Below are 17,922 nucleotides of genomic sequence, written 5' to 3' on the forward strand. Positions count from 1 at the left end.
CAAATAGGTAACCCTCCCCGAAGACAGGGAGGGAAACACTTATTCGACGGTGGAATACTTCACATAATGGTTGGAACAATTGAAGTGCGCGACATAACTCAGCGTGCCATTCGGGCCTTTCGCGCTGAAGGGGATGTTGTAAGTCCCTTTATCTTCTTTCACGTCATCGCTGATAAAGTTCAGAACCGGCACGGAGGTGCCCATGTTGTCTTTATCATTACCCCAGTTCGGGATGCGGTTTTCCATATAGTCACGGGTCACGGTATCAATGGCGTTGTCTTTGGTTAACTGAGCGCATGCGCCTTCAGTTGAACGCTGCATCCACCACGGATATACGTAGACGGAACCCAGCATCAAAACCATCAATGCAAAAATGACTGTAATGATCCCGATTAAAACGACTTTACTCATAATGCTTGCTACTCCTGAAAATTATCAGTCAAATCATAAGCTGCCCGGAAAAATCACGGCCACGCCCAGGCACGAAAGCGCGTATGTTACGCCACTTAGTCGGCATAGGTTAAGTAATATCAGCCTTTCTGTTGCATTCGCTTACAGAAGCCACTATCGCGGCAAAGTCCTGTGGTGTTAGCCTTTTTACATTATTAATTGTTTACGCAAGGAGTAAGGCATGAGTCAGCAAACCGATCCGCAACAACCTGTCGTCGCAGTGCTGGGACTGGGCGCAATGGGGCATGCATTTGCCACAAACCTGATTAAAAAAGGGTTCACCACCCACGTGTGGAACCGTACCCCTTCACGTGGTGATGATTTAGTGGCCGCTGGCGCTTTGCGTGGACTGACTCCACGTGAAGCCGTACAGGGTGCGGATGTGGTGATCACTATGCTGTCTGACGCGGCAACCTCACTGGACGTTTATCAGGGGGATAATGGTTTGCTTGCCGGTCTAAAACAGGGCGGGATTATCGCGCAGATGGGGACGCTGGGCGTGGAAGGCACCGAATCTCTGATTGCATTGACCAAGGCGCAGCGACCGGATGTCGTCTTCCTGGATGCTCCGGTTTCCGGCACTAAAGCGCCGGCAGAACAGGCACAGATTGTGGTGCTGGCCAGTGGCGATCGCGAAAAGGGCGCAGCAGCTGAGACGGTCTTTGCGGCTATTTCTAAAGCTACCAAATGGCTGGGGGAAGCCGGGCGTGCCTCAAAAATGAAGCTGGTCGTCAATGCCTGGCTGATTGCCATGATGGAAGGGATTGCAGAAAGCACGCAGCTGGCAGAAGAACTGGGATTCACTACCGATGATCTGTGGAATGTGCTGGAAGGGGGGCCGCTGGCCGCGCCTTATATCAAAGGTAAAATGGAGATGTTCAAAAGCGGCGATTATACCCCGCAGATGCAACTGACCTGGGCGTTGAAGGATATCAATCTGGCGATTGAAGCAGGCAATAAGCTTGAATTGCCGGTGATGAAACGCATTAGCCAGACCTGGCAGAGTGCCGTTGATGGCGGTTACGGCGAGCAGGATCTGGCAGTCGTTTATCGCTATCTTGGCAGCAAATCGTCTCAGTAAACCCTCCGCCTGGCTCACGGAAGAGCCGGTTATTCCTGTGCTTTTTTCGTGATTTTTCATAACCCCGCAATATAAACCAGACCATCTGGCTATTGGTCATCCGTTCTAACGTTTTATTTCGCTGACTTAGCTTGCAGGTGCCTGTGAGGTATCCACGCTGACGACGGTAGACATTCCCGGCCTGAGTTGATCACTTTGCGCCTGTCCGGGTTCCAGCTCGATACGCACCGCGATTCGCTGAGATATCTTGGTAAAATTCCCCGTGGCGTTGTCGGCCTTCAGCACGCTGAATTCGGAACCTGCTGCCGGAGCAATCCTCACCACATGGCCTTTAAACGTGTGATCGTTGAGGGCATCGACGGTGAATGATGCGGGCGTCCCGACCGCCATGCCAGAAAGCTGGCGCTCTTTGAAATTAGCTGTCACCCAGACAACTTTCGGGGTAATAGAGGTTAACTGCGTACCGGCGCTGACGTATTGCCCCAGCCGCGCACTGACTTCCCCCAGTTGCCCGTCCGAAGGCGCCACAATCTGCGTATGTTGCAGATTGATTTGCGCTACTTCCACTTTGGCTTGTGTGGCTTTTAAAGCCGCCGCCAGCGATGCTTTATTCGCCTCCACCAGAGCCAGACTTTGACGGGCAATATTGACCGATGCACGGGCTTTAGCCACGTTAGCCTGCGCGGTCAGTAATGCGGCATGAAGTTCATCGCCGGTGGTTTTGGAAACCAGACCTTTCTCCAGCAACGGCCCGTTACGGCCAGTATCCAGCGTCGCTTTGCTTTGCGTTGCCTGCGCACTTTGCAGTTCCGCTTCAGCCAGTTGCAGGCTGGCCGCGCTGGAAGCCCGGTTTTGCTCGAAGTTCTGCAACGTCACCTGAGCCTGTGCGGCGGCGGCTTGCGCCTGCAAAAATTCCTGACGATAGGTACTGTCGTCGATAACAAACAGCACATCCCCTTTTTTCACCGGCATAAAATCCTGCACCTTCACGTCGGTGATATAGCCGGATACCTGCGGGCTGAGCAGGGTGACATTGCCACGAACGTAGGCGTTATCCGTCGATTCCACCTGAGAGTTAAACGGGAATAATTGCCAGCTGTACAACACAATCATGACCCCGATAATCCCGAGGCAAAGCACCACAATAATGGATGGATAACGAAATATATTTTTCATCAGTTTTTCCGCTTCACTCTTTTTGATTCATCATCAGAAGCCATTGTTTATGCAACAACCTCAGCGGCTGCACGTTTTTTTGCCTGGATCCTTCCGGCCCAAATATGCGCGCACAGGATGGTAAAACAGCCCAGCGACATATAAAAAACCACCATAAAAACATCGTTATATGCCAGCAGACCGGCCTGCTGCGTGACTTTCTGACTCAGCAGTGCCAGACCTTCGGCACTGAGCTGGGTTCCGTCGTTTAAAAGCGGTTTCAGTAGGTGGCTGTATTGCGCAATGCGTTCAGCCACCAGCGGATTTTGCAAATTGATATGTTCCACCAGCGCGGCTGAGTGAAATTTTTCCCGCAGGATCTGAATCGTGCCGAGGAATGCGCTGCCAACCTGCGCTCCGACGTTTTGCGTTGAGAGAAAAACCAGCACAAAACTGATGATCTGGCTTTGCCCGTACTGTAACGCGCGGATAAAACCCAGCCATAAAGAGGTCGGCAGGAAGATGGCACCGGCAAACGCGATCATTCCCTGTGTCAGATAAAATTGTTCGGGGCGGGTATCTACAGTCGAGCTGGCATCCATCAGCGAGGCAGCGCCGATCAGCGCAATCGAAAACAGGTGGATATAGACGATCCGGTTGGCTTTATGAATGATGCTGACGACCACCAGTCCGGCAAACGTTGCCGTCAGGATCACCAAGAAAAGGGTGACCAGCTGATCGTTAAGCATCCCCACCAGATTCAGAAAGCCCACCATACCGGTAGTCTGCTCTGACAGCAGCATTCGCACGAACAACATGGAACCGGTAAACAGCAGCATTTCCGGTGTCATCAGCCAGCGTAAATCGATAATCGGATTTTTACGTTTCAGCTCAACCATAAAGGAGAGCGTGAGCGCGATAATACCGACCACCAGCACTTCGCCAATCCAGTCTTTTTCCTGCCACCAGTAATAGCGGCCCATGGTCAGAACAACTGACATACACGCCACAGCGGTGGCGATCAGCGGATAACTGATCCAGTCGGTACGCTCAAATACTTTCACACGCGGCGGGTGGGTCAGCGGCAAAATCCAGATGATCGCCAGGCAGATTAGCGAAAGGCCGGACTCCAGCGTAGTCAGCTGATGCCAGTGCCCGAGATCCAGCAAATGCGGCGAAATAATACGCGATACCGGCAGGGCAATCTGACTGCCCGCCAGACCAAAACATAATCCTGCAGTCAGCTTTTTAGCGGGCGGGAAGATTTCGAACATGTAAAACAGCGCAAGAGGGCCGAGCGAGGCCATCGCAAAACCCATTACCGCACGTACAACCAGTGCGGTCTGGAAATCATGCGTAAAAGTTTGTGCCATAGACGCGACGGCAAAAAACAGCAGCCCGTATTCGCCGAAGCGCCGGAAACCAAACTGCGTGCGGATCTTATAAAGCAGGATCGTGCCGGTCACGCTGGTCGCCGTGTAGGCTGCCACCAGCCAGTAACTTTCCACATTGGAAATGCCCAGCGAGCCCTGAATACCCGGAAGATTTGAACTGACCAGATTGATGCCCAGCCCCTGCGTCATTCCGATAATCAGGGATGCCAGGGCATAAACCACAATCCGCAGACGCGGATATTGTAAAAGCCAGGTGCTGACCTGAACCGCAAAAGGATGGTGTGTTGACGGTGGAACCGGCGGTGGTGCTTGGGTTTCCGGTGGATCTGTTTGTAGTGATGTATCCCGTGTTGATAATTCACCGGCATCCTGCCGGACATCTGAATCAGAACGCGTCGTCATCGTTATGCCTTGTAAGTCATTACCCAACTAGTTTGTAGCTTGCTACATAATGTAATAAGACGTGTCATAGGTGTCTAGTTCAATTATTCATATCAGTGATATTTACAAATGCAAATAACGAATAACTAATCAGTGACGAAAGTAATTAATCAGAAAGAAGGGAGATCACGGGGAGAAGCAAAACGCCACTTACAGTGCGGCGATATTGGCTGTGATACAGGCGAGAACGCCGCGTGCGATATCTACGTTTTCCGGCGGAATGCCTTCCATCACGCGGATAAGAATATCATCGGTCATACTGCGAACCTGATTGGCGAGGTCGGTGCCGGCGTCGGTCAGCTTAATGTCTTTGGAACGGCGATCCGTTTCACCCGGACAACGTTCCAGCAGACCCAGTTCGGCCAGGCTGTCGAACAGGCGGATAGCGGTGGGGTGTTCTACTTCCAGCAGCGTGGTGAGTTCACCTTGTGGCAGGCGGCCATTGGCGGCCTCCAGATGTAATAACACCTGGCCACGAGCCAGAGTCAGGCCAATGGTTTTGAACCGGGCATCACAATATGTGCGCAACTGGCGACCAATATGGATGGTTTCCGGTAAAAAACGAACGGCGGGAGAAGTTGCTTCCGGGCGGCGGCGTAATGTGGTCACAGGTTCCTCACTGTCGGAGCGTAAGCAGATTTTTAGTCGCGTCAGAGTAGCACGATGGGCAACATTTACCAGAAAAGGGAGTCTGCTGTTAACATTTTGAGACAAGTGGAAGCAGGATCTAAGCAAAGTACTTAGAAACTATTTATGCTGTCAGAAAGGCCTTTCTCAACACTATTTTTATCCTTCTGACGGAGAATAACGATGCAACCTGTCATCAACATGATCACTCTGGGCGTTAAAGATTTAACCGTCGCTACTGAGTTTTATCAGCACGGCCTTGGCTTCCCGAAAGTGGCTATCGATTCTGACGGCGTCAGCTTCTTCGAATTAGCCGGTGCCTGGTTATCATTATTTCCCTGGGAAGAGCTGGCACAGGATGCGCAGGTTAGCGCAGACGGGCACGGATTTAGGGGGATGGCACTGGCACAAACCGTTGCCAGTGAGGCCAAAGTGGATGCCGTATTAGCCCAGGCGGTGAAAGCGGGTGGCAAACTGATTAAACCCGGCCAAAAAGTGTTCTGGGGCGGATATTCGGGCTATTTCGCCGATCCGGACGGACATCTGTGGGAAATTGCCTACAACCCCTTTATGCAGATTGGTCCGCAGGAAGAATAAATTCTCGTTTACCCGGCGCGGATAAGTGCCGGGCAGTTCTTCGACGAATTGCGATCCTGCTTCCATTTTTTTAATTTTGTGTTTTTTTTGCCACTCATCTTCGCTTTTTGGCCTTCACGCAAAGGTACAGGGGCATCTCTCTCCTTAGACTCATCCTCAACGGGTTATTCACAGTTGAGGAAAACTATGCGCAATTCACGACCGCTTAACGCTGCCTTATTCGGGATAGGGTTGAATACCTACTGGCCACAATTCACCGGACTGGAAGCTCGGCTGACCAGTTATCTTGGTGAAATTGAGAAGAAGCTTGCTTCGCCGGATGTCGTCATTCATAACGGCGGACTGGTCGACAGCGTGGAAAAAAGTGACACGCTGGCCAGCGAGCTGAAACAGATTTCCCCAGATGTCATTGTTATTGCCATCAGTACTTATGCACTGAGTTCAACAGTGCTGCCGCTGGTGCAGCAATTTCAGGTTCCGGTGTTGATCCTGGCACTTCAGCCTGAACGTAATCTTCCGTATCAAACTATCCGCGAGATGACCGATCGCGGGGCGCGTACTGGCGAATGGCTGGCACATTGTCAGGCATGCAGCGCACCGGAACTGGCTAACGTATTTAACCGTGCAGGTATCGCTTACGAGATGATTGTCGGCGCGCTGAACAACGACCCGTATGTCTGGCAGCAAACACAGCAGTGGCTTACCGCGATTACTGTCAAACACCAACTGGGCAAATGCACCGTCGGTGTGCTGGGGCATTATTACAACGGCATGGTAGATGTCTATTCCAATATGACCAATCTTTCGGCCAGATTGGGCGTCCGATTTAAACCCCTTGAGATGTGCGAACTGAACAGTTTGCGCGAGCAGGTCAGCGACGGACTACGGGAAGCAAAACAGCAGGAAGTCGCGGAAAGTCTTCGCACTGATGCCAGTTGCGATAAAACCGAGCTCGACAGGGCTGTGACAACCGCCGTCGCGCTGGATCAGCTGGTCGGGGATAACGGGCTGGATGCTCTGGCCTATTACTATGAAGGCGCACCGGGCAATGCCTACGAGAATATTGTGACGTCAGTGATCCTCGGTAATACGCTGCTGACAGGGCGGAATATTCCTGTTGCCGGGGAATATGAAATCAAGAATGTTATCGCGATGAAAATCATGTCACTGCTCGGGGCGGGCGGGTCATTCTCAGAGCCCTATGGCATTGATTTTGATGATGATGTTGTGCTGTGGGGCCATGACGGACCGGCTCATCCTCTGATGGCTGAAGGTGACGTGCGACTGGTTCCGTTGCCTGTTTATCATGGCAAACCGGGCAAAGGGATTTCGATTCAGATGAGTGTCCGCAAAGGGCCGGTAACCTTCCTTTCAGTTATCGAAGACGTTAATAACCAGATGATTTTACAATACGCTGAAGGGGAGTCGGTCGAAGGTGAAATCCTGGATATCGGTAATACCAACAGCCGTTATCGTTTCCCCCTGTCTGCGCGGGAATTTACCAAAGACTGGTCGTGCGGAGGGGCTGCGCATCATTGCGCGATAGGAATCGGACATCAGGGTGAAATTTTAGAAAAACTGGCGACTTTACTGGGCGTTCTCGCACGGCGAATTTGTTGAAACATTCGCAGGAGTAGAATTATTAGTTACAACATACAGTATACTTCTTTTATAATGGTGACAGTCTGTAAGCCATAGAAAAACACCGCCATAGGGCGGTGTCTGCATTAGTCTTACAGGAAGCGAGGAGATTATAAACCGCGTTTTTCCATCAACAGGGCCAGATCGACCAGGCGATTTGAAAAGCCCCATTCGTTATCATACCAGGCCAGAATCTTCACCAGTTTGCCGCCAATCACAAGCGTTGATAGCCCGTCGACAATAGAAGAGCGCGGATCGCCGCGATAATCACTGGAAACCAGAGGTTCTTCGCTGTAGCCGAGTATCCCTTTCAGAGGACCTGATTCAGACGCCTTACGGAAAGCGGCGTTGATTTCCTCAACGGTGGCTTCACGTTTCAGATTCACTGTTAAGTCAACGATGGACACCACAGGGACCGGCACACGTAATGAATAGCCCGTCATACGACCATCGAGCTCCGGAATGACTTTGCCGATAGCTTTTGCCGCGCCGCTGGAATAGGGAACAATCGAAACGGCTGCCGCGCGTGCACCGCGTAAATCTTTTTCCGGCTGGTCATGCAGCGCCTGACTGTTGGTATATGCATGCGTGGTATTCATCAGACCATGTTCAATGCCGAATGTCTGATGCAAAACCTGCGCCGCAGGAGCCAGACCATTGGTGGTGCAGCTGCCGTTACTGACGACTTTATGTTTTGCCGGATCGTACTGGCTATCATTTACACCCATCACAATAGTGATGTCGTCGTTTTTGGCCGGAGCAGAAATGATGACGCGTTTAGCACCACCTTTGGTGATATGAACTTCCGCTTTTTCTTTTTCAGCGAAGAAACCTGTGGCTTCGATAACGATGTCAACGCCCACACTGCTCCACGCAATAGCGCCGGGGTCTCTTTCAGAGAATACGCGGATAGTTTTGCCATCGACCTGTAACTGACCTTCGCCCGCTTTTACGTCTGCTTGTAAAGTGCCGGAGAGGGAATCATATTTGAGGAGATGGGCGAGGGTTTTGCTGTCAGTCAGGTCGTTAATGGCGACAACCTGAAAATCATCGCGGCCAAGTGCAGCGCGCAAAACATTACGTCCAATCCTGCCGAATCCGTTAATACCAACTTTGACCATGATGAACTCCTTAGTTATCTGACTTGCGGTTAATATAGCCCGGAGGAGAATTGGCGTAAATGACAACAATAGATCAATTTACGCCAAAATGCGCGAACAGAAACGCTCTCTGTATTCTGTGGGTGTCAGTTGCAAATTTCTTTCAAAAACACGACGTAAATTCAGGCCGCCACCGAACCCGGTTGTGGCTGCAATTTGTCCGATGTCCTGGGATGTTTGTTCCAGAAGTTGCCTTGCCGCATTGAGGCGAACTTCTTCGACATATTTGGCCGGCGTGATACCCGTTTCGCGAGTGAAAACCCGGGTAAAATTACGCGGGCTCATTGCCACACGCTCCGCCAAACCTTCAACGGATAAATCTCCGTTAAGATTTTCCGGCAGCCAGGCCTGAAGTTCACGAATAGGGCCTTCGCTGGCCTGATTCAAAAGATAGCGGCTATATTGAGACTGTCCACCCGGACGGCGGAGAAACATCACCAGATTCTGCGCGACGTTTCTGGCAACGCTGAAACCTTGATCATCTTCGACCAGTGCCAGAGTGAGGTCAAAGCCGGAACTGACACCGCCAGATGTCCAGATCTCGCCATCCTGAACATACATTGGTCCGCGCTCGACGTTGACCAACGGAAACTTCGCCTGCAAGGTATCAAGCAACCGCCAGTGTGTGGTGGCATGGCGACCGTTAAGCAGCCCGGCGTGAGCCAGCAACATGGCACCGCCACAGATAGACACCACGCGCCGCGCATGGGGTGCAGCCTGTCGCAGCCAGCTTACAACGCTCGAGCCTTCTTCTTCAGTCAGCCCTTTGCCGGTGACCATTATTGTGTCGCGGGGCAGCGTCGGGTCGAGATCGCAAAGCCGGTGATCGGCCAGCAGATTCAGGCCTGAAACACCATGAACTACACGGTGAGGTTGCGTGGTCGCCACCGTCACCTGATAAGGTGATTTTTTGGCATCAGCAGGCAGCAGCTGATTAGCCTGCATAAGGATATCGGCGATACCCGCCGCTTCAAATAACATGCCCCCGTCAGGGACGATAACCAGAATTGTCGTCATGGCGTTAAAAATACCATCTATACATAATGAGCCAGAACCTCAGTGTATCAGATACGCCTGTGACCTGGCAGTAATAAGCAAGAGAAGGGCGCAGATGTCAGATCTTCAATGCCGGTCACAAGTTTTGGGGTAAAAAAAAACAGATTTATGCATGATCCTGAGTGATGATAACGGTATCTTGTCAGCGCTGAGACTCACTCATTCTAACTGTGGAAATTCATGATTTCTCTACAAAAAAAACCTTTCAGACTCAGCATGATAATCATGCTGATGATTTTGGCTGGCTGCTCGGGTAAGCCGAAATATAAGAAGTACGATACGCATGCCTATGATGATGAAATTGAGGATGCCGCTGACCAGTATAAAGTTGACCGTAAACTCGTTAAGGCTATTATCCAGGTCGAATCAGGTTTTAATCCTGAAGCTGTAAGTCCTTCAAATGCCATTGGTTTGATGCAACTGAAAGCCTCAACCAGCGGTTGCGATGCATATCGTTATAAAGGTAAACGCGGATGTCCTGATGATGACGATTTGCTGGATCCGGAAACTAACATTGACCTGGGAACGGCATACATCAGCGCATTACAACGTCAGCAACTCAACTGGATCAACGATCCGCTGACACGTCGATATGCTACCGAAGTGGCTTATGCCAACGGTGCCGGTGCATTGCTGCGAACTTTTTCTGCGAACCGCCAGACCGCGATTCAGATGATTAATCAGCTGTCACCGGAAGCGTTTAACTGGCATGTCCGCCAATATCATCCGGCGCCACAGGCTCCGAGATATATGGCTAAAGTCGAAAAGGCGTATGCCGGTTTATAGCTTTTGAGGTACTGAAAAATGGATGCGCTACGTAAAATCTACAGCATTATGGTACTGCTGTAATTTCAGAATTGGCGTAGCGCGATCAGTTCAGAATGCAATTTCTCTGGCCAAACGTGGATATCATGGTGACGAACCTGTTTAGCAATTTTCCTGTCAGTGCGCTGGAAGGAAAGGAAGAAACATTCGAGTTATTGCTGACGCGGCCAGATATCCGTATCGAGAGGATTATTTCAACCGGTCAGGCGAGTCCGTCTGGATTCTGGTACAGCCAGCCACAAAGTGAATGGGTCACAGTGCTTCAGGGGTCGGCAGGTTTGAAATTTGAAAACGAAACAGAAGTGCGTGTGATGAATTCGGGTGACTTCGTCAATATCCCGGCGTTGTGCAGGCATCGTGTCGAATGGACAAGTGCTGACGAAACAACGATCTGGTTAGCCATCCATTATGGTGAACAGACGCAAACAGAAGAAGGAGAGGTATGAATAAAGAAACAACGGGATTAGATGCGAAACCTGATATCTAATTTAACATAATATACATTATACGCACTAACTGCATATTGCATGATCGGCATTCTTACGCTCATACAGCCCTGATTCTGGTTCATGCGGGTATCCGGAACCTCTCTGACTTAGCCGTTTACAATCACTATCCGGTTCGTATAATGAGCTGAATCAATTCCTCCCGAAATGGAAAACCATGAAAAACATCACTTTTTACGGCAGATTTGAAAACGACATTCTTGCCGGACGTAAAACCATCACCCTTCGCGAAGCCAGTGACGCTAACTTTTCAGCCGGTGATAAAGTGCGTGTCAGCCGTTATGAAGATGATGTATTTTTCGGCAATATCGAGGTAATCGCGGTGACGCCAGTGATGTTCGACGACCTGAACGAAACACATGCTGTGCAGGAAAACATGACGCTTGAGCAGTTAAAGGACGTGATCAGCGAAATTTATCCGGGCCTCAGAGAACTGTTTATGATCGAATTCCGGCTCAACTGATGTCAGATGTAACAAAATGAGCGCGCCGTGAATAAACCGACGCGCCCTTTTCTTCTTTGAATTCAACCCTGCCAGCGCGAATTGCGGATAACTGAACAGAAATTACCTTTGATAAAACCTGACTCTTTGTCCGCGATAACATCTGCCTTCACGTTGCCGAAAGTTGTCTGCGGCTTGTCTTTAATCCCGTCATAAAATGCCTGAATAATATCTTCCTTAAACGCCGGTGTCCGCGGATGCGCACCGACGACGGCGTTACGCACTTCATCCTCATAGCTCTGATAGTTAATGCCCAGCACGTCCATTTCTACGCCTGCGGTCACCAGGGCAATAACCGGATCCATAAATTCGGGAATGCCTGGTGTGGTATGCAAGGCTATCGCGGTCCATACTTTTTCAATGTCCTGCGTGCTGACTCCGTGCTGTTGCATGAACTGCCGCGCTGCATTTGCGCCATCAACCTCAAAACGTTTGTCGCAGCTGCAATGTTCATGGGTCAGCCCCATATCGTGGAACATACAGCCGATATAAAGCAGCTCGTGATCGACCTTTAACTCACGTTGTTGTCCGGCCAGTGCGGCCCAGTAATAGACACGACTTGAATGATGGAACAGTAAATCAGACTCAGTGTCACGGACCAGCTCTGTTGCTTCGCGGGCCATTTTGCTGTCGGGAATGCGGATACCACGGATGTTCAGACTCATAATATTTCTCCTGCTGGGTTGTATGAAGCAAGAATAAACGGCAGGATAAATGTCATCAATCGTCGCGATATGACGATATGGGACAAGCAGTCATTCTGCGACAGGAAACCTCTCAATGTCCAAACACATCATCATTCTCGCCGTGCCCGGCGTACAGTTGCTGGATGTTTCCGGCCCGCTGGACGTGTTCGCCGAGGCCAATCAGCAACGTGGTCGTGAAATTTATAAACTGAGTATTATGGCGGCGGGCGATCAGGCGGTGATTCCGACGTCTTCAGGTGCAAGAATGGTCGCAGACCTTTCGCTGCACTCGCCTTTGCCCGACGCAGTAGACACATTCCTGGTAGCCGGTGCGCCACAGCTGGATGAGTATTTAGCCGACCAGCCGTTGAAAGAAGGCATCCACCGGTGGAGTCAGCATGCGAAACGTTTTGGCTCAGTATGCAGTGGCGCCCTGCTGCTCGCTTCGGCGGGCTTACTCGACGGTCGCCGCGTGACCACCCACTGGTCTGTCGCCGGTAAACTGACCGAAGATTATCCGCAGGTAAAAGTCGAAGCTGATGCCATATTTATTGCCGACGGTCCCTTACGGACAGCCGCCGGTGTAACGTCCGGACTCGATTTAGCGCTGAATATGGTTGAGGAAGATCTCGGCCGGGAAACCGCACTGGATGTTGCCGCACAACTGGTGATGTTCTTTAAGCGTCCCGGTGGACAAATGCAGTTCAGCCGTCACGGTCAGGCCTCAGTGAGCGGCAGGTCAGCGTTGCAGGATGTGCAACGCTGGGTGATGAATTCCCTGAATTATCCGCATAATGTACAAAGTCTGGCCTTACATATGGGCATCAGCCCGCGACATCTTACCCGGTTATTTAATCAGGAACTCCGGCAGTCGCCCGCGGAATGGCTTGAACAGCAGCGGGTATTCCATGCCAGACAACTGCTGGAAACTGGCGAACTGGCTATTAAGCAGATTGCGGCTGAATGCGGTTTTTCCGGTGTCGATATCCTGCGGCGGGCTTTCGTCAGGCAGTTATCAGTGACACCGTCACAATATCAAAAGCATCATATCCGCTGAAAGGAGTAACAGAAAACCCCAGTAAAATCAGGCTTCTTTCGCTACTTGTGCGCGACGGAAGCATTCCTGATGATGGGTATTAATCAGGCCGGTGGCTTCCAGCCAGGCATAGACAATCGTCGGGCCAACGAATTTAAAACCTCGTTTTTTGAGATCTTTTGAAATACTTTCTGAAAGCGCATCTTTAGTCGGAACCGGCCCAACGTGCTGAATCGCTTTCCCGCCGATTTGTGCCCAAATCCATTCACCGAAATCTTCATCAGCCTGCTGCATAGCAAGATACGCGCGGGCATTATTAATCACTGCCCTAATTTTGATGCGTGAGCGGATAATATCGGCGTTATTTGCCAGCCTTTCGACATCTTCTTCGGTGAACTCCGCCACTTTCTCAGGCTCGAACTGACAAAAAGCCAGCCGCAGCGCGTCGCGTTTTTTCAGTACAATTCGCCAGGATAACCCGGCCTGAAAGCCGTCGAGCATCAGTTTTTCCCAAAGCGCTCTGCCGTCGCGTACAGGCTTACCCCATTCCTGGTCGTGGTAATCAATCATCATCGGGTCATTTGTACCCCAGGGACAACGGATAAGGTCAGTCATAGCGAACTCCTGCAACGGAAACATTCTTTATTCTAACCTGACCACTATCGGGACGTGGTAAACTTTCATCTCTGCCCTGTTAAGCGACTAAAACTCTGAAACTGATGATTTCTCTGAAGTTCATGTGTGCACGTTTTATCATTATGCCCTATAGTGTATGTTGTAACTAACTGGAGGGATTATGGCGGATTATGATTTAATTGCCCGGATGAACGGTTGTTTTAACGAACTGGAACTGGCGTTGCAGGATCTGGGGCATTTCCTGAGTCAGCTGGAATTATTGCAGGCGCGGGTCTTTGCGCTTCCAGAAGTTATCAAAGGTGAAGAACATAATCCTGCAGATAAAATCATCGTCACACCGCACACCGGCGAGGCCGCGCAGCAACTGGCGTTACAGCATTTTCAGCGCCTGTTTATTCATCATAATAACGAAAATGTCAGCAGTAAATCAGCCGTCCGTTTGCCCGGTGTGTTGTGTTATGCCGTTGATCCCGCTGAGCATCAGTCTGCCCTGCTTCTGATTGAAGAAGTGAACAAACTGAAAGCGGAGCTGGAACATATTGTAACCGTAGAATCCGGTCTTGCCCGCGAACAGCGGTTCGAGTTTGTGCATACCCATCTCCGCGGTCTGATTACGCTTAACGCCTACCGCTCGGTGACGTATCTGAACGATCCGGATTCTGTGCGTTTTGGCTGGGCGAATAAGCATATTATTAAAAACGTGACACGTGATGAAGTGCTGGCTCAGCTTGAGAAAAGCCTGAATGCCGGACGCGCTGTTTCGCCTTATACGCGTGAGCAATGGATGGAAAATATTAACCGTGAGATGAGTGATGTGAAACGTCTGCCGGAGCATGCGGCGCTGAAATTTAAACGTCCGGTGAAAGTCCAGCCCATCGCCCGCGTATGGTATCGCAACAGCCAAAAACAGGTGCAACATCCCTGCCCGTTGCCGCTGATTGCGTTGTGTCTGCGCTCTCCGATGATGCAGGTACCCAAGTTAGGGGAACTCCACGATTACGATGTCACGACCATCAAGCATAAGTACAAACCACAATCACAGCCGCTGAGCCTGCTGATTAAACGTCTGCATTTATATACCGACTATCCGCTTTAACCCACAGACAGCGGCCATAAAAAAGGTCCGGTTTCCCGGACCTCATTCGCTTTTCTTTAGAATAAACCTTAAGCTTTCATGCTGCCAACCATGGCTTCCGGTCGCACCCATTCATCAAACTGTTCTTCAGTCAGATAACCGAGTTTCAGTGCTGAACCCTTCAGCGTCAGCCCTTCTTTATGGGCTTTCTTGGCGATTTCAGCCGCTTTGTCATAACCGATATGCGTATTCAGCGCCGTCACCAGCATCAGCGATTCATTCAACAGCTGAGTGATACGGTCGCGGACAGGCTCAATACCCACTGCACAGTGCTCGTTAAAACCGCGCATTCCGTCGGCCAGAAGGCGCACTGATTGGAGGAAGTTATGAATAACCAGCGGACGGAAGACGTTAAGTTCAAAGTTACCGGAAGCTCCGCCAATATTCACCGCAACGTCGTTGCCGAGCACCTGTGCGCACAGCATGGTCATGGCTTCGCACTGCGTCGGGTTCACTTTACCTGGCATAATGGAACTGCCCGGCTCGTTTTCCGGGATAGAAATTTCGCCGATACCACAACGCGGGCCGGAAGATAACCAGCGTACATCGTTGGCGATTTTCATCAGCGAGGCAGCCAGACCTTTCAGCGCACCGTGACCGTGAACCAGCGCATCGCAAGTGGCCAGTGCTTCGAATTTATTCGGCGACGTCACAAACGGCTGTTTAGTCAGCTCCGCCAGCGCTTTGGCTACGCGTACCGCATACTCCGGATGAGTATTCAGCCCGGTTCCGACGGCAGTACCGCCCAATGCCAGCTCAGCAATGTGCGGTATGCTGTTTTCAATGTGCGTTAAATTATGTGCCAGCATCGCGACCCAGCCGGAAATTTCCTGTCCCAGGGTCAGCGGCGTGGCGTCCTGCAAATGCGTGCGGCCAATTTTTACAATATCGCGAAACGCATCCGCTTTCGCGGCCAGCGTTTTGTGCAGCACTTTCAGCTCCGGGATCAGCGTTTCACGCAGTTCGATCACGGCAGCGACGTGCATCGCAGTCGGGAAGACATCGTTAGAGCTCTGGCTCTTGTTCACATCATCATTCGGGTGAACTTTGCGCGCTTCGCCCCGCTCGCCACCGAGAATTTCACTGGCACGGTTCGCCAGCACTTCATTCATGTTCATATTTGTCTGGGTGCCGGAACCGGTCTGCCAGATAGCCAGCGGGAATTCAGCCGGATGTTGACCGGCAAGCACTTCGTCCGCGGCAGCAACAATGGCGTTTCCGCGCTCTGCTGGCAGCAAACCTAAATCCATATTCACGCTGGCCGCCGCGCGTTTGGTCAGAGCCAGTGCGTGGATCAGCGCTTCCGGCATTTTTTCAGAGGAAATACGGAAATGCTCCAGGGAACGTTGCGTCTGTGCGCCCCAAAGTTTATCTGCCGGAACATCAATTGGCCCCATTGAGTCTTTTTCAATGCGTGTTGCTGCCATTACTGTCTCCTTAGATGTTTATTACGATGATAAATCAGGTTTTTTTGTAATTTAAATCAGGTTTTTTGCAGGTTTATGATTGCCGCACGCGCTCCCACGCATCCGTTGGCGGCCCGTTAATTATAGTGACTTATAAGGCGTGCGTATAATTCGATTCGATCTCCATTCCGAAAATACCCACCCAAGGCACTTTTTGGTGCTTCGTAGTTGTAATGCCTGCTTCGGCATTGTTTACTAGGCGGCAATATTTTCTATTCAGGATGAAGCAATGCAAAAGATGCATAACGGTGTACAGAATTACGCCTGGGGCAGTCAAGACGCGCTGACCAAACTTTACGGAATTACCGACCCGCAGGACCGCCCGATGGCTGAATTGTGGATGGGGGCTCATCCTAAAAGCAGTTCTCAGGTTGAGAACGCCAGCGGCCAGACCGTTTCACTTCGCGACCAAATCAGCGCCGATCTGAATGGTCAGTTAGGAAAAAAAGTCGCTAAACGTTTTGGCGAGTTACCCTTCCTGTTCAAAGTCCTTTGTGCCGATCAGCCGCTTTCCATCCAGGTTCACCCGAGTAAAGGTGCCGCTGAGATGGGTTTCGCGAAAGAAAATGCGGCCGGAATTCCTCTTGACGCTGCCGAGCGTAATTATAAAGATCCGAATCACAAGCCTGAGCTGGTTTATGCCCTGACGCCTTTCCAGGCGATGAATGGTTTTCGCGAGTTGCGCGATATCGTCTCTTTGCTGCAACCCGTTGCAGGCGCGCATCAGCTGATTGCCAGCTTCCTGAATTTCCCGGATGTTGATCATCTGCGTACCCTGTTTGCCGGTCTGCTGAGTCTTGAAGGTGAAGAAAAATCCCGTGCGCTGGACGTTCTGAAGTCCGTTCTCGATGAGCAACACGGCGAGCCGTGGGACACTATCCGCAGTATTTCTGAATTTTATCCTGATGACAGCGGTTTGTTCTCCCCTCTGCTGCTCAACGTCATCACCCTGCAACCGGGCGAAGGCATGTTCCTGTATGCCGAAACTCCGCACGCTTATCTGAAAGGCGTTTCTCTTGAAGTGATGGCGAATTCCGATAACGTTCTGCGTGCAGGTCTGACGCCGAAATATATCGATATCCCTGAATTACTGGCCAACCTGAAATTCAATGCGAAACCGGCAGCCGAATTGCTGACCACGCCGGTTGTCAAAGGTGCGGAACTCAACTTCCCTATTCCTGTCGAAGATTTTGCGTTTTCAATTCACAGCCTTGCGGCAGAACCGCAAACGCTGGAACAGGACAGCGCGGCTATTGTCTTCTGTATTGAAGGCCAGAGCGTTCTGGCAAAAGATGATGAAACGCTGGTACTCAATCCTGGCGAGTCCTGTTTCTTGTCTGCCAGTGAGTCGCCGGTAACGGTCAGCGGTAACGGTCGCATTGCACGGGTGTTCAATACGCTCGCAAAATGATCCCAAACCTAAACAAAATGGGGCTAACTGCCCCATTTTGATGATTTTTTTACTGATTCAGCTACACTCAGAAGACTAATAACGCCGTAAGGCGTTTTTTATTTTCGGGATATTTCA

The 17,922-nt window shown here is 50.9% G+C and carries 18 protein-coding genes; 9 read left to right on the plus strand and 9 right to left on the minus strand.

From position 1 onward, the window contains the following. Positions 1 to 39 precede the first annotated feature (39 nt). Entirely contained in the window at positions 40 to 411 is a 372-nt protein-coding gene (locus D5398_RS10495; protein WP_120507574.1) for a YebF family protein, read from the minus strand. A 220-nt stretch (positions 412 to 631) separates the two neighbouring features. Between D5398_RS10495 and D5398_RS10500 the strand changes: the two genes are divergently transcribed. Then, the gene (locus D5398_RS10500) at positions 632 to 1,531 is read left to right on the plus strand and encodes an NAD(P)-dependent oxidoreductase (RefSeq protein ID WP_120507575.1); all 900 of its coding nucleotides are present in this window, start codon (positions 632 to 634) and stop codon (positions 1,529 to 1,531) included. A 126-nt stretch (positions 1,532 to 1,657) separates the two neighbouring features. Here the strand turns inward: D5398_RS10500 and D5398_RS10505 are convergent, their stop codons facing one another. The 3 genes from D5398_RS10505 to D5398_RS10515 all read right to left on the minus strand — a co-directional run bounded on the left by D5398_RS10505 (position 1,658) and on the right by D5398_RS10515 (position 5,130). Beyond that, entirely contained in the window at positions 1,658 to 2,707 is a 1,050-nt protein-coding gene (locus tag D5398_RS10505) for an HlyD family secretion protein (protein ID WP_120507576.1), read from the minus strand. A 47-nt stretch (positions 2,708 to 2,754) separates the two neighbouring features. Beyond that, complete coding sequence (locus D5398_RS10510; protein WP_120507577.1) at positions 2,755 to 4,482, minus strand: MFS transporter; 1,728 nt, start codon at positions 4,480 to 4,482, stop codon at positions 2,755 to 2,757. Between the two features lie 189 nt (positions 4,483 to 4,671). Next, complete coding sequence (locus tag D5398_RS10515; protein WP_120507578.1) at positions 4,672 to 5,130, minus strand: MarR family winged helix-turn-helix transcriptional regulator; 459 nt, start codon at positions 5,128 to 5,130, stop codon at positions 4,672 to 4,674. A 201-nt stretch (positions 5,131 to 5,331) separates the two neighbouring features. Between D5398_RS10515 and D5398_RS10520 the strand changes: the two genes are divergently transcribed. Then, positions 5,332 to 5,745 carry a VOC family protein gene (locus D5398_RS10520; protein ID WP_120507579.1) on the plus strand — a complete coding sequence of 138 codons (414 nt, stop codon included), beginning with the start codon at positions 5,332 to 5,334 and terminating at the stop codon, positions 5,743 to 5,745. Positions 5,746 to 5,931: 186 nt separating this feature from the next. Next, the gene (locus D5398_RS10525; protein ID WP_120507580.1) at positions 5,932 to 7,365 is read left to right on the plus strand and encodes an L-fucose/L-arabinose isomerase family protein; all 1,434 of its coding nucleotides are present in this window, start codon (positions 5,932 to 5,934) and stop codon (positions 7,363 to 7,365) included. A gap of 131 nt (positions 7,366 to 7,496) precedes the next feature. On the opposite strand, the gene gap is transcribed toward D5398_RS10525, so the two are convergent. Both gap and D5398_RS10535 read right to left on the minus strand, forming a co-directional pair. Continuing rightward, positions 7,497 to 8,507, minus strand: coding sequence for a type I glyceraldehyde-3-phosphate dehydrogenase (gene gap, locus D5398_RS10530; protein WP_120507581.1), 1,011 nt, complete (start codon positions 8,505 to 8,507; stop codon positions 7,497 to 7,499). Positions 8,508 to 8,585: 78 nt separating this feature from the next. Continuing rightward, a complete protein-coding gene (locus tag D5398_RS10535) occupies positions 8,586 to 9,563 on the minus strand; it encodes a GlxA family transcriptional regulator (RefSeq protein WP_120507582.1) in 978 nt (325 codons plus the stop codon). 219 nt (positions 9,564 to 9,782) lie between these two features. Between D5398_RS10535 and D5398_RS10540 the strand changes: the two genes are divergently transcribed. From D5398_RS10540 to yqfB, 3 genes are all read left to right on the plus strand, one after another. Continuing rightward, on the plus strand, positions 9,783 to 10,388 hold the full coding sequence (locus D5398_RS10540; RefSeq protein ID WP_120507583.1) for a transglycosylase SLT domain-containing protein: 606 nt from the start codon (positions 9,783 to 9,785) through the stop codon (positions 10,386 to 10,388). A gap of 125 nt (positions 10,389 to 10,513) precedes the next feature. Beyond that, a complete protein-coding gene (locus D5398_RS10545; protein WP_120507703.1) occupies positions 10,514 to 10,873 on the plus strand; it encodes a cupin domain-containing protein in 360 nt (119 codons plus the stop codon). A 217-nt stretch (positions 10,874 to 11,090) separates the two neighbouring features. Continuing rightward, positions 11,091 to 11,396, plus strand: a complete 306-nt coding sequence (gene yqfB, locus D5398_RS10550; protein ID WP_120507584.1) for a N(4)-acetylcytidine aminohydrolase — start codon at positions 11,091 to 11,093, stop codon at positions 11,394 to 11,396. A 62-nt stretch (positions 11,397 to 11,458) separates the two neighbouring features. Here the strand turns inward: yqfB and D5398_RS10555 are convergent, their stop codons facing one another. Then, on the minus strand, positions 11,459 to 12,100 hold the full coding sequence (locus D5398_RS10555; protein WP_120507585.1) for an HD domain-containing protein: 642 nt from the start codon (positions 12,098 to 12,100) through the stop codon (positions 11,459 to 11,461). Between the two features lie 115 nt (positions 12,101 to 12,215). Between D5398_RS10555 and D5398_RS10560 the strand changes: the two genes are divergently transcribed. Beyond that, positions 12,216 to 13,178: a GlxA family transcriptional regulator gene (locus D5398_RS10560; protein ID WP_120507586.1), complete on the plus strand. Its 963-nt coding sequence runs from the start codon at positions 12,216 to 12,218 to the stop codon at positions 13,176 to 13,178. Between the two features lie 27 nt (positions 13,179 to 13,205). Here the strand turns inward: D5398_RS10560 and D5398_RS10565 are convergent, their stop codons facing one another. Further along, on the minus strand, positions 13,206 to 13,772 hold the full coding sequence (locus D5398_RS10565; protein WP_120507587.1) for a DNA-3-methyladenine glycosylase I: 567 nt from the start codon (positions 13,770 to 13,772) through the stop codon (positions 13,206 to 13,208). 181 nt (positions 13,773 to 13,953) lie between these two features. Here D5398_RS10565 and tus point away from each other — a divergent pair, with 181 nt between their 5' ends. After that, positions 13,954 to 14,889: a DNA replication terminus site-binding protein gene (gene tus, locus D5398_RS10570; protein WP_120507588.1), complete on the plus strand. Its 936-nt coding sequence runs from the start codon at positions 13,954 to 13,956 to the stop codon at positions 14,887 to 14,889. Positions 14,890 to 14,957: 68 nt separating this feature from the next. Here the strand turns inward: tus and fumC are convergent, their stop codons facing one another. Continuing rightward, a complete protein-coding gene (fumC, locus tag D5398_RS10575) occupies positions 14,958 to 16,355 on the minus strand; it encodes a class II fumarate hydratase (RefSeq protein WP_120507589.1) in 1,398 nt (465 codons plus the stop codon). A 268-nt stretch (positions 16,356 to 16,623) separates the two neighbouring features. Here fumC and manA point away from each other — a divergent pair, with 268 nt between their 5' ends. After that, positions 16,624 to 17,805, plus strand: coding sequence for a mannose-6-phosphate isomerase (gene manA / locus D5398_RS10580; RefSeq protein ID WP_120507590.1), 1,182 nt, complete (start codon positions 16,624 to 16,626; stop codon positions 17,803 to 17,805). Positions 17,806 to 17,922 lie beyond the last annotated feature (117 nt).

The organism is Rahnella bruchi (genome assembly GCF_003614975.1).
Taxonomy (GTDB): Bacteria; Pseudomonadota; Gammaproteobacteria; order Enterobacterales; family Enterobacteriaceae; genus Rahnella; species Rahnella bruchi.